The organism is Streptococcus mitis (assembly GCF_946190155.1).
Lineage (GTDB): Bacteria > Bacillota > Bacilli > Lactobacillales > Streptococcaceae > Streptococcus > Streptococcus mitis_CL.
Window position 1 is genome coordinate 55,727 of record NZ_CAMHZL010000002.1, and the last position, 12,203, is coordinate 67,929.

Annotated in this window: 9 protein-coding genes and 2 pseudogenes; 10 read left to right on the forward strand and 1 reads right to left on the reverse strand. The window is 39.9% G+C overall.

Annotation, left to right across the window (positions count from 1 at the left end; all coding sequences use genetic code 11):
* The first annotated feature begins 56 nt into the window (after positions 1-56).
* Positions 57-1,484 (forward strand): cytosine permease, encoded by a 1,428-nt coding sequence (locus tag N8O80_RS02175; RefSeq protein ID WP_261026682.1) that lies wholly within the window; start codon positions 57-59, stop codon positions 1,482-1,484.
* Positions 1,485-1,531: 47 nt separating this feature from the next.
* On the opposite strand, the pseudogene N8O80_RS02180 reads toward N8O80_RS02175, so the two are convergent.
* Positions 1,532-1,711, reverse strand: a pseudogene (locus N8O80_RS02180) (IS3 family transposase); the annotation flags it as partial.
* Here N8O80_RS02180 and N8O80_RS02185 point away from each other — a divergent pair.
* The 9 genes and pseudogenes from N8O80_RS02185 to metK all read left to right on the forward strand — a co-directional run.
* A pseudogene (locus tag N8O80_RS02185) lies at positions 1,703-2,161 on the forward strand (ABC transporter ATP-binding protein); the annotation flags it as partial. The pseudogenes N8O80_RS02180 and N8O80_RS02185 sit on opposite strands and share 9 nt — an antisense overlap.
* A 256-nt stretch (positions 2,162-2,417) precedes the next feature.
* Positions 2,418-3,074 carry a CBS domain-containing protein gene (locus tag N8O80_RS02190; RefSeq protein ID WP_064276923.1) on the forward strand — a complete coding sequence of 219 codons (657 nt, stop codon included), beginning with the start codon at positions 2,418-2,420 and terminating at the stop codon, positions 3,072-3,074.
* A gap of 109 nt (positions 3,075-3,183) precedes the next feature.
* Positions 3,184-4,279, forward strand: a protein-coding gene (gene prfB / locus N8O80_RS02195; protein ID WP_100198837.1) for a peptide chain release factor 2 whose coding sequence is annotated in 2 segments (ribosomal slippage) — positions 3,184-3,255 and positions 3,257-4,279 — 1,095 coding nt in all. Because the reading frame shifts where the segments join, the coding sequence is not laid out codon by codon here.
* A 17-nt stretch (positions 4,280-4,296) separates the two neighbouring features.
* On the forward strand, positions 4,297-4,989 hold the full coding sequence (ftsE, locus tag N8O80_RS02200) for a cell division ATP-binding protein FtsE (protein WP_120718873.1): 693 nt from the start codon (positions 4,297-4,299) through the stop codon (positions 4,987-4,989).
* Positions 4,982-5,908, forward strand: a complete 927-nt coding sequence (ftsX, locus tag N8O80_RS02205; RefSeq protein ID WP_042751472.1) for a permease-like cell division protein FtsX — start codon at positions 4,982-4,984, stop codon at positions 5,906-5,908. The genes ftsE and ftsX overlap by 8 nt, the downstream gene beginning before the upstream one ends.
* Before the next feature lie 185 nt (positions 5,909-6,093).
* Positions 6,094-8,274 (forward strand): PTS transporter subunit IIBC, encoded by a 2,181-nt coding sequence (locus tag N8O80_RS02210; RefSeq protein ID WP_261026683.1) that lies wholly within the window; start codon positions 6,094-6,096, stop codon positions 8,272-8,274.
* A 51-nt stretch (positions 8,275-8,325) separates the two neighbouring features.
* Positions 8,326-9,141: an endonuclease/exonuclease/phosphatase family protein gene (locus N8O80_RS02215; RefSeq protein ID WP_261026684.1), complete on the forward strand. Its 816-nt coding sequence runs from the start codon at positions 8,326-8,328 to the stop codon at positions 9,139-9,141.
* A gap of 291 nt (positions 9,142-9,432) precedes the next feature.
* On the forward strand, positions 9,433-10,776 hold the full coding sequence (locus N8O80_RS02220) for a DEAD/DEAH box helicase (RefSeq protein ID WP_049522019.1): 1,344 nt from the start codon (positions 9,433-9,435) through the stop codon (positions 10,774-10,776).
* 215 nt (positions 10,777-10,991) lie between these two features.
* Positions 10,992-12,182, forward strand: a complete 1,191-nt coding sequence (gene metK / locus N8O80_RS02225; RefSeq protein ID WP_004259911.1) for a methionine adenosyltransferase — start codon at positions 10,992-10,994, stop codon at positions 12,180-12,182.
* Positions 12,183-12,203: the final 21 nt, after the last annotated feature.

Genomic DNA, 12,203 nt, shown 5'->3' on the forward strand with positions numbered 1-12,203 from the left:
TATGATAGTCAATCATATTCTGATTATCTTAGCCATGACAGGAGGTATTCAATAAAATGTCCAAGATGAATGACTTCATTCAACAGGAGACCATAACGGGAATCGTTCCCATGACCAACAAGGATCGTCAGTATTCTTTCTGGGATCTCTTCCTATCGACAAGTGGTTTTGCCATCGCAACCTGGTGTTATACCCAAGGAGCCTATGTGGCTCAATATTTAACCTTTAATCAAATGTTGATTAATATTTTTAGTTTTAACATTATCTGGGTCTTTATTGAATGTCTCCCTATTTTGTTTGCGGTTAAATATGGAATTGATTTATGGATTTGGTTGAGAGCCGTTCTAGGTAAAAAAGGGGTGGCCATTCTATCAACCGTGATTAGTCTGGCGAATTTTGGTTGGTACGCCGTTACCGCTGATCTTTTTGCCAGCTCCATGATTCATTTGGCAAATAATTTTGGGCTTGGTTTAGACAAGGGAGTATGGGCACCGATTCTAGGCACCCTCTGTGTTCTCCTTGGAACGCTGATTGCTCTTGGGGGCCCAGAGGTGATTAAAGGTACTAATCGCTTTCTGGTGGTTGCCTTGTTATTTGTTGGGCTAATCATCGTTGGAATCTGTTTTGTTGCGGTTCCGATTAGCGATATTATGAATGTCCAACCTGCCATCCAAGAAAATTTGACACCGATTGAACGTTTTATGATGTCAGGGGAAGGAAATGTGGCCGTAGCCTTTTCTTGGTCTACACAAGCCTTTGTCTTACCACGTTTGGCAAAATCAGAACGCAGTGGCTATTGGGCTACAGCCTTGTCATATGGGGTTGTTGCTCCATTCTTTGCTGCGACAGGTGGAGTCATGGCTCTAGCCATGTTTGTCAAAACAGGTGTTTATGAAAGTGATCCAACAACCATGCTATCAACTCTAAGCACACCTGCCTTTGCCCTTTTAAGTTTACTACTAGTAGCCTTTGCAAATATTGGAACCCAAGGGACAGGATCATACGTGAACTGTATGATTGTAAAAAGTGGGATGCCCAAAGTAAGCTATAAACTAATGGTTTGGATTGCCATGGTATACGTGAGCCTACTTACAATTTGGGGAGGAGTGGAAGAGTACTTCGGTTCCTTCATCTCACTAGCCGCTTATATTCAAGGACCCATTATCGGAATGATCGTTGTCGACTACTTTATTTTGAGAAAACGAAAACTCGATTTGCGTTCAGCCTATTTCCTTGAGGGACATAAAGCTTATGAGTTTACAAATGGCTTTAATCTGGTAGGATTATCTTGTGTAATCATTTCTTTGTTAGTTGCGGTACTATTTGTTTATAACCCTGTAACAAAGCACATCCAGAGTCCTATGTTCCTGCTCACAACTGGTAGTGGCTTCACTGCAATTTTTGGAGGTCTATTGTACTGGTTAGCTAGCTTAACTCGTTTAAAACGCTATATGCTCAAGGATAAAGATTCCGTTAAGATTTAAGTTTAAGAGAGAACGTTGTGTACTACCCCAAAAAGTTGGAAAAATAATTATTGAAAGGATTTAGTTCTGTATTGCACGGGACTAAGTCCTTTTAGTTTTACATTAATTCGTTTATTATTGTAGTAATCAATGTAGTCTACAATAGCTTGTTCTAATTGCTTAAGAGACGTAAACGTCTTCTTATAGCCATAAAATATTTCCGATTTCAAAATGCCGAAGAAGGAAGCCACGTCTTTCCTAGCTTGACTGTTATGGAAAAACTTGAAATGGGAGCTTTCTTAAAGAAAAACCATGAAGAAAATCAAGCTAACTTGAAGAAGGTTTTCTCACGTTTCCCACGTCTTGAAGAACGGAAGAACCAGGATGCAGCCACTCTTTCAGGGGGGGAACAACAAATGCTTGCCATGGGATGCGCTCTTATGTCAACACCAAAACTTCTTCTTTTAGATGAACCATCAATGGGACTTGCACCAATCTTTATCCAAGAGATTTTTGATATCATTCAAGATATCCAGAAACAAGGAACAACCGTCCTCTTGATTGAACAAAATGCCAATAAAGCACTCGTAATCTCTGACCGAGGATATGTATTGGAAACAGGGAAAATCGTCCTATCAGGAACAGGAAAAGAACTCGCCTCATCAGAAGAAGTCAGAAAAGCATATCTAGGTGACTAAAAAGGTCCGGGGGACCTTTTTAGTCGGTGAATAGAGATTACGAAGCAATTCTCATCTGCACTGGAAGGTTAGCTTCTGATAATTAAAATAAAATCGAATGAAGCGTACACCTACTCTTCATTCACAGAGCTCGATTTCAGAGCTCTTTTTGCTAGCTTATTCATACTTTTCTGAATTTTGAAAAAGAAATGTAAGCGTTTGATAGATTTACAAAAAGATTGTATAATAGGGATAAGAACAGAAAAGGAGAAGTCTCATGGCAGTTAAAGATTTTATGACCCGTAAGGTAGTGTATATTAGTCCAGATACAACAGTATCTCATGCAGCAGATTTGATGAGAGAGCAAGGGTTGCATCGCTTGCCTGTTATCGAAAATGATCAATTAGTTGGTTTGGTAACTGAAGGAACCATTGCGCAAGCTAGTCCATCCAAAGCAACCAGTCTTTCTATCTATGAGATGAACTATCTTCTAAATAAGACAAAAGTAAAAGATGTGATGATTCGCGAAGTTGTCACTGTTTCAGGCTATGCGAGTCTAGAGGATGCAACTTATCTGATGTTGAAAAATAAGATTGGTATTCTTCCTGTAGTAGATAACCATCAAGTCTATGGGGTTATTACGGACCGTGATGTTTTCCAAGCCTTTCTTGAAATTGCTGGTTATGGTGAGGAAGGAATTCGTGTGCGCTTTGTTACGGAAAACGAAATTGGCGTTCTTGGAAAAATTATTTCTTTGATTGTAGAAGAAAATTTGAATATCTCGCATACAGTCAATATTCCGCGTAAAGATGGTAAGGTGATTATAGAAGTTCAAATCGATGGATCAATTGATTTACCAGCCTTGAAAGAAAAATTTGAATCAGAGAATATTCAAGTAGAAGAAATTACTCGTACTTCAGCAAAAGTCTTGTAAGAAAGGAAGCCGAAAGGCTTCTTTTTACGTGTAATAAGGGATTAGAGCAAAAGATGGAAAGAAATGATAGATTATGGTATAATAAAACGATATAAAAAAAGGAGTATTTATGGACATTTCAGAAATTCGTCAGAAAATTGACGCAAATCGTGAAAAATTAGCTTCTTTCAGGGGGTCTCTTTGACCTCGAAGGTTTAGAGGAAGAGATTGCCATCTTGGAAAACAAGATGACAGAACCTGATTTTTGGAACGATAATATAGCGGCCCAAAAAACGTCGCAAGAATTAAATGAATTAAAAAACACCTATAACACCTTCCACAAAATGGAAGAGTTGCAGGATGAAGTTGAAATTTTATTAGACTTTTTAGCTGAAGATGAGTCGGTGCATGAAGAATTGGTTGAACAGTTGTCAGAACTTGATAAGATGATGACCAGTTACGAGATGACCTTGCTCTTGTCAGAACCTTATGACCATAATAATGCGATTTTGGAAATCCATCCAGGATCCGGTGGTACTGAGGCTCAGGACTGGGGTGATATGTTGCTTCGTATGTACACTCGCTATGGAAATGCCAAAGGCTTTAAAGTGGAGGTATTGGATTACCAAGCAGGAGATGAAGCTGGTATCAAGTCAGTAACCTTATCATTTGAAGGACCTAATGCCTATGGTCTTCTCAAGTCAGAAATGGGTGTTCACCGCTTGGTGCGAATCTCACCATTTGACTCTGCTAAACGTCGCCATACCTCTTTCACATCTGTAGAAGTAATGCCAGAATTAGATGATACCATTGAAGTGGAAATCCGTGAAGATGATATCAAGATGGATACCTTCCGTTCAGGTGGTGCTGGTGGACAAAACGTCAATAAGGTTTCCACAGGTGTACGTTTAACACATATTCCTACTGGGACTGTTGTCCAGTCAACGGTCGATCGTACCCAGTATGGAAATAGAGATCGTGCCATGAAGATGTTGCAGGCTAAGCTCTATCAAATGGAGCAAGAAAAGAAAGCTGCGGAAGTTGATTCCCTCAAAGGTGAGAAAAAGGAAATCACATGGGGAAGTCAAATCCGTTCTTATGTTTTCACGCCTTATACTATGGTAAAAGATCATCGAACTAGCTTTGAAGTTGCGCAGGTAGATAAGGTTATGGATGGAGACCTAGATGGTTTTATTGATGCCTACCTCAAGTGGCGAATCAGCTAAGATAGAAAGGAACTCACATGTCAATCATTGAAATGAGAGATGTCGTCAAAAAATACGACAACGGAACGACTGCTTTGCGAGGTGTCTCAGTCACTGTTGAACCCGGGGAATTTGCCTATATCGTAGGTCCGTCAGGAGCTGGGAAGTCAACATTTATTAGAGCTTTGTACCGCGAAGTAAAAATCGAAAAAGGAAGCTTATCTGTTGCTGGTTTTAATCTGGTTAAAATTAAAAAGAAAGATGTCCCTCTACTACGTCGTAGTGTTGGGGTTGTCTTCCAAGATTATAAACTGTTACCAAAGAAAACCGTTTATGAAAATATTGCTTATGCAATGGAGGTAATTGGAGAAAGTCGCCGTAATATCAAAAAACGTGTTATGGAAGTTTTAGACTTGGTTGGATTGAAGCATAAGGTTCGTTCTTTCCCAAATGAACTTTCAGGGGGAGAACAACAGCGTATTGCGATAGCGCGTGCTATTGTAAATAATCCCAAAGTATTGATTGCGGACGAACCAACAGGAAACTTGGACCCAGATAATTCATGGGAAATTATGAATTTGCTGGAACGCATCAATCTCCAAGGTACAACTGTCTTGATGGCTACCCACAACAGTCAGATTGTAAATACCTTGCGCCACCGTGTCATTGCCATTGAAAATGGCCGTGTCGTTCGTGACGAAGCTAAAGGAGAATATGGATACGATGATTAGTAGATTTTTTCGTCATTTATTTGAATCGTTAAAAAGTTTGAAACGAAATGGCTGGATGACAGTAGCTGCTGTCAGTTCAGTTATGATTACTTTGACCTTGGTTGCAATATTTGCATCTGTTATCTTTAATACGGCTAAACTAGCTACAGATATTGAAAATAATGTCCGAGTAATGGTATACATTCGTAAGGACGTAGCTGATAATAGTGAGACGATTGAAAAAGAAGGTCAAACTGTTACAAATAACGACTACCATAAGGTATATGATGCTTTGAAAGGTATGTCAACCGTTAAAAGTGTTACGTTTTCAAGTAAAGAAGAACAATATGAAAAGTTGACAGAAACAATGGGAGACAACTGGAAAATCTTTGAAGGCGATGCCAATCCTCTCTATGATGCATATATCGTTGATACCAATACACCAAGTGATGTAAAGACAGTAGCAGAAGAGGCTAAAAAAATCGAAGGTGTATCAGAAGTTCAAGATGGTGGTGCTAATACAGAACGCTTGTTTAAGTTAGCCTCATTTATTCGTGTCTGGGGACTAGTTATCGCTGGATTATTGATTTTCATTGCGGTGTTCTTGATTTCTAATACTATACGTATCACCATCATTTCACGAAGCCGTGAAATTCAAATTATGCGTTTAGTAGGTGCTAAGAACGGTTATATCCGCGGACCTTTCTTGCTTGAAGGTGCCTTTATCGGTTTGCTTGGAGCAACACTTCCGTCAGTTTTGGTATTTATTGTCTATAAAATGGTTTACCAATCGGTTAATAAGTCATTGGTTGGTCAGAACCTTTCGATGATATCACCAGAAATATTCAGTCCACTGATGATTGCTCTATTATTTGTGATTGGAATTTTTATCGGTTCAATCGGATCAGGAATTTCAATGCGTCGATTCCTGAAAATCTAAAATAAAATAGAAGTATATATGAGGAGATTTTAATATCTCCTTTTTTACTACAAAAATTTTAGAAAAAAGTCTACTTTTTTTTATAAAAGCCTTTACAAAAAAAATTAAAGTGGTATAATTAATACATAGTTAAGTGCAAACGTTTTCGTAAAACGTTTGCCTAAATAAAAATAAAGGAGATTTGAATGATGAAAGATACATTCAAAAATGTCTTGTCTTTCGAGTTTTGGCAAAAATTCGGTAAGGCTTTGATGGTGGTTATCGCGGTTATGCCGGCTGCTGGTTTGATGATTTCAATCGGTAAGTCTATCGTGATGATTAACCCAACCTTTGCACCACTTGTTATTACTGGTGGTGTACTAGAACAAATCGGTTGGGGGGTTATCGTTAACCTTCATATCTTGTTCGCCCTAGCCATTGGAGGTAGCTGGGCTAAAGAACGTGCTGGTGGTGCTTTCGCCGCTGGTCTTGCCTTCATCTTGATTAACCGTATCACTGGTACAATCTTTGGCGTATCAGGCGATATGTTGAAAAATCCAGATGCTATGGTTTCAACACTATTGGGTGGGCAAATCAAAGTTGCTGATTACTTCATTAGTGTTATGGAAGCCCCAGCACTTAACATGGGTGTCTTCGTAGGGATTATTTCTGGTTTTATTGGAGCAACTGCTTACAATAAATACTATAACTTCCGTAAGCTTCCTGATGCACTTTCATTCTTTAACGGAAAACGTTTTGTACCGTTTGTAGTTATTCTTCGTTCAATAATTGCTGCAATTGTACTTTCAGCTTTCTGGCCACTTGTGCAAACTGGTATCAATAGCTTTGGTATCTGGATTGCTAACTCACAAGAAACTGCTCCAATCCTTGCACCATTCTTGTATGGTACATTGGAACGTTTGCTCTTACCATTTGGTCTTCACCACATGTTGACTATCCCAATGAACTACACAGCTCTTGGTGGTACTTATGAGGTCTTAACTGGTGCAGCAAAAGGTAGCCAAGTATTTGGTCAAGACCCACTATGGCTTGCATGGGTAACAGACCTTGTTAACCTTAAAGGTACAGATGCAAGTCATTACCAACAATTGTTAGATACTGTTCACCCAGCTCGTTTCAAAGTTGGACAAATGATCGGTTCATTCGGTATCTTGATGGGTGTGATTGTGGCTATCTACCGTAATGTTGATGCAGACAAGAAACACAAATACAAAGGTATGATGATTGCAACAGCTCTTGCAACATTCTTGACAGGGGTTACTGAACCAATCGAATACATGTTCATGTTCGTCGCAACACCTATGTATCTTGTTTACTCACTTGTTCAAGGTGCTGCCTTCGCTATGGCTGACGTAGTAAACCTACGTATGCACTCATTCGGTTCGATCGAGTTCTTGACTCGTACACCTATTGCGATTAGCGCTGGTATCGGTATGGATATTGTTAACTTTATCTGGGTAACTGTTCTCTTTGCCGTAATCATGTACTTTATCGCAAACTTCATGATTCAAAAATTCAACTACGCAACTCCAGGACGTAACGGAAACTACGAAACTGCTGAAGATTCAGAAGAAGCTAGCAGTGAAGTGAAAATTTCAGCAGGTTCTCAAGCTGTAAACATTATCAACCTTCTTGGTGGACGTGCAAACATCGTTGATGTGGATGCATGTATGACTCGTCTTCGTGTAACTGTAAAAGATGCTGACAAAGTTGGTGATGCAGAACAATGGAAAGCAGAAGGAGCTATGGGTCTTGTCATGAAAGGACAAGGAGTTCAAGCTATCTACGGTCCAAAAGCGGACGTATTGAAATCTGATATCCAAGATATCCTTGATTCAGGTGAAATCATTCCTGAAACTCTTCCAAGTCAAATGACAGAAGCGCAACAAAACACTGTACACTTCAAAGGTCTTACTGAGGAAGTTTACTCAGTAGCAGATGGTCAAGTTGTTGCCTTGGAACAAGTGAAAGATCCAGTATTTGCTCAAAAAATGATGGGTGATGGATTTGCTGTAGAACCTGCAAATGGAAACATTGTATCTCCAGTTTCAGGTACTGTATCAAGCATCTTCCCTACAAAACATGCTCTTGGTCTTGTGACTGAAGCAGGTCTTGAAGTACTTGTTCACATTGGTTTGGACACAGTAAGTCTTGAAGGAAAACCATTTACTGTTCATGTAGCTGAAGGACAAAAAGTTGCAGCAGGTGATCTTCTTGTCACAGCTGACTTGGATGCTATCCGTGCAGCAGGTCGTGAAACTTCAACAGTAGTTGTCTTCACGAATGCTGAAGCTATTAAATCAGTTAAATTAGAAAAAACAGGTTCTCTTGCAGCTAAAACAGCAGTTGCTGAAGTAGAATTGTAATATACTTGAGGTTGGAAGCTGTTTTCCAACCTCTTGTTTTGGGAGAAAAGCATGAAATTTTTAACACTCAATACTCATAGCTGGATGGAAAAAGAAGCTGAGGAAAAATTCCAGCTCTTGCTTGAAGATATTCTTGATAAAGACTATGATTTGATTTGTTTCCAAGAAATTAATCAGGAGATTACTTCGCCTAAGGTAGAAGTTAATGATTTCTATCAATCTTTGCCAGCAGCTGAGCCTATTCATCAAGATCATTATGTTAGACTTTTGGTTGAAAAGTTATCTGAGCAAGGAAAAAATTACTATTGGACCTGGGCCTATAACCATATCGGTTATGACCGCTACCATGAAGGTGTGGCTATCTTGTCTAAAACACCTATTGAAGCCAGAGAAATTTTGGTTTCAGATGTGGATGATCCAACAGACTATCATACTCGACGCGTTGCCCTTGCTGAAACTGTAGTTGATGGTAAGGAACTTGCAGTTGCCAGTGTCCACTTTTCTTGGTGGGATAAAGGTTTCCAAGAAGAATGGGCACGATTTGAGGCTGTCTTGAAAGAATTGAACAAGCCACTTTTGCTGGCTGGAGATTTCAACAACCCAGCTGGTCAGGAAGGATACCAAGCTATTTTAGCTAGTCCATTAGGCTTACAAGATGCATTTGAAGTTGCTCAAGAGAAAAGTGGTAGCTATACAGTTCCACCAGAAATTGATGGTTGGAAGGGGAACACAGAACCTCTACGAATCGACTATGTTTTTACTACCCAAGAGTTAGCCGTAGAACATTTACATGTCGTATTTGATGGCAATAAGAGTCCGCAAGTCAGTGATCACTATGGCTTGAATGCTATTTTAAACTGGAAATAATAACTGATACTCTTTGAAAATCTCTTCAAACCACGTCAACGTCGCCTTGCCGTATAGATGTTACTGACTTCGTCAGTTCTATCTGCAACCTCAAAACAGTGTTTTGAGCAACCTGCGGCTAGTTTCCTAGTTTGCTCTTTGATTTTCATTGAGTATGAAAAGAGGTTGGAATCATGAAATTCCAGCCTTTTTCTGACTAGAGAAGCTACTGGAAATAGCTTAAATAAGTGAAGCTACTGAAATAGAATAAAATATGGTATAATTGATAAGATAGATAGAATCGAGGATATTATGTCATTTACGAAATTTCAATTTAAAAACTATATTAGAGAAGCCTTGGAGGAGTTAAAATTTACAACTCCAACAGAGGTGCAAGATAAGTTGATTCCGATTGTCTTGGCAGGTCGTGACCTAGTCGGTGAATCAAAAACAGGTTCAGGTAAGACTCATACTTTCTTGTTACCAATTTTCCAGCAATTAGATGAAGCTAGTGATAGTGTACAGGCAGTAATTACGGCACCGAGCCGTGAGTTGGCTACTCAGATTTACCAAGCAGCTCGTCAGATTGCAGCCCACTCAGATGTGGAAGTTCGTGTGGTTAATTATGTGGGGGGGACAGATAAGGCTCGCCAGATTGAGAAATTAGCAAGCAACCAACCTCATATTGTTATCGGTACGCCAGGCCGTATCTATGACTTGGTTAAATCTGGTGATTTAGCTATTCACAAGGCCAAGACCTTTGTGGTCGATGAGGCAGATATGACCTTGGATATGGGATTCTTAGAAACTGTTGATAAGATTGCTGGTAGCCTTCCAAAAGACCTACAATTCATGGTCTTCTCAGCGACTATCCCACAAAAGTTGCAACCATTCTTGAAAAAATACTTATCAAATCCTGTTATGGAGAAAATCAAGACCAAAACGGTCATTTCTGATACCATTGATAATTGGTTGATTTCGACCAAAGGCCGAGATAAGAATGCTCAAATTTACCAGTTGACTCAGTTGATGCAACCGTATTTGGCAATGATTTTTGTTAACACTAAAACGCGTGCTGATGAATTGCATTCATATCTGACTGCTCAAGGCTTGAAGGTGGCAAAAATCCATGGGGATATTGCCCCTCGTGAGCGCAAACGTATCATGAACCAGGTTAAAAATCTGGATTTTGAGTATATTGTCGCAACAGATTTGGCAGCGCGTGGAATTGACATTGAAGGTGTCAGCCATGTCATCAATGATGCCATTCCGCAAGATTTGTCCTTCTTTGTTCACCGTGTTGGTCGTACTGGACGAAATGGCCTACCAGGTACAGCTATTACCCTTTATCAGCCAAGTGATGACTCGGATATCCGTGAGTTGGAGAAATTGGGAATCAAGTTTACTCCTAAGATGGTCAAAGACGGGGAATTTCAAGATACTTATGACCGTGATCGTCGTGCCAACCGTGAGAAAAAACAAGATAAACTTGATATCGAAATGATTGGTTTGGTTAAAAAGAAAAAGAAAAAAGTCAAACCAGGTTATAAGAAGAAAATTCAATGGGCGGTTGATGAAAAACGTCGCAAGACCAAGCGTGCTGAAAATCGTGCTCGCGGTCGTGCAGAGCGTAAAGCAAAACGCCAAACATTTTAATAGAAAAAGTTGGAGTACTGAGCTCCAATTTTTTTTTATTTATGAGAACGAACTATCTAAACAGAAACACTACATTAAAGACTGCAAATTGCGCTAAAAAATGGTATAATGATAAAGTTATATAGTCCCGATAAGATGGTAGGTATTTATCACTAAGAGTTTTCCTATCAGTACTTTGTAACTCTATAACACTATTTTTAAGGGGGGACATTTTTATGTCAGAACGTAAATTATTCACGTCTGAATCTGTATCTGAGGGGCATCCGGATAAGATTGCAGACCAAATTTCAGATGCGATTTTAGATGCTATTTTAGCTAAGGATCCAGAGGCGCACGTTGCTGCTGAGACAGCTGTATATACTGGTTCCGTCCACGTTTTTGGTGAAATTTCTACAAATGCCTATGTAGATATTAATCGTGTGGTTCGTGATACCATTGCAGAGATTGGCTACACCAATACAGAATATGGTTTTTCTGCTGAGACTGTAGGAGTACATCCATCTTTGGTGGAACAATCTCCAGACATTGCCCAAGGTGTCAACGAAGCCTTGGAGGTTCGTGGGAATGCAGACCAAGATCCGCTTGATTTGATTGGTGCTGGAGACCAAGGGCTCATGTTTGGATTTGCAGTGGATGAAACAGAAGAGCTCATGCCATTGCCAATTTCACTCAGTCATAAATTGGTTCGTCGTCTGGCAGAACTTCGTAAGTCTGGGGAAATTAGCTATCTTCGCCCAGATGCTAAATCACAAGTTACAGTTGAGTATGATGAAAATGACCGTCCAGTACGTGTGGACACAGTTGTTATTTCTACTCAGCACGACCCAGAAGTCAGCAACGAACAAATTCACAATGATGTCATTAACAAGGTTATCAAAGAAGTTATTCCAGCCTCTTACTTGGATGAGCAAACCAAATTCTTCATCAATCCTACTGGTCGTTTTGTAATCGGTGGACCGCAAGGGGACTCAGGTTTGACTGGTCGTAAGATCATCGTAGATACTTATGGTGGCTACTCTCGTCATGGTGGTGGTGCCTTCTCTGGTAAGGATGCGACTAAGGTGGACCGTTCAGCCTCTTATGCTGCTCGTTATATTGCCAAGAATATCGTTGCAGCAGGCCTTGCTAAGAAGGCAGAAGTGCAATTGGCCTATGCTATCGGTGTTGCCCAGCCTGTTTCTGTTCGTATCGATACCTTCGGTACAGGAACAGTAGCTGAAAGCAAACTTGAAAAAGCTGCTCGTCAAATCTTTGACCTTCGTCCTGCAGGAATTATCCAAATGCTGGACCTCAAGCGCCCAATTTACCGTCAAACAGCGGCTTATGGACACATGGGACGTACAGATATTGACCTTCCATGGGAACGTTTGGATAAGGTAGATACTTTGAAAGAAGCAGTCAAATAGATAAGAAAACCAACGTTTTGA

Excerpts from the sequence above, each read along its gene's own strand:
- N8O80_RS02175 (WP_261026682.1), top strand. The coding sequence starts at position 57 with ATGTCCAAGATGAATGACTTCATTCAACAGGAGACCATAACGGGAATC.
- N8O80_RS02190 (WP_064276923.1), top strand. The coding sequence starts at position 2,418 with ATGGCAGTTAAAGATTTTATGACCCGTAAGGTAGTGTATATTAGTCCA.
- ftsE (WP_120718873.1), top strand. The coding sequence starts at position 4,297 with ATGTCAATCATTGAAATGAGAGATGTCGTCAAAAAATACGACAACGGA.
- ftsX (WP_042751472.1), top strand. The coding sequence starts at position 4,982 with ATGATTAGTAGATTTTTTCGTCATTTATTTGAATCGTTAAAAAGTTTG.
- N8O80_RS02210 (WP_261026683.1), top strand. The coding sequence starts at position 6,094 with ATGATGAAAGATACATTCAAAAATGTCTTGTCTTTCGAGTTTTGGCAA.
- N8O80_RS02215 (WP_261026684.1), top strand. The coding sequence starts at position 8,326 with ATGAAATTTTTAACACTCAATACTCATAGCTGGATGGAAAAAGAAGCT.
- N8O80_RS02220 (WP_049522019.1), top strand. The coding sequence starts at position 9,433 with ATGTCATTTACGAAATTTCAATTTAAAAACTATATTAGAGAAGCCTTG.
- metK (WP_004259911.1), top strand. The coding sequence starts at position 10,992 with ATGTCAGAACGTAAATTATTCACGTCTGAATCTGTATCTGAGGGGCAT.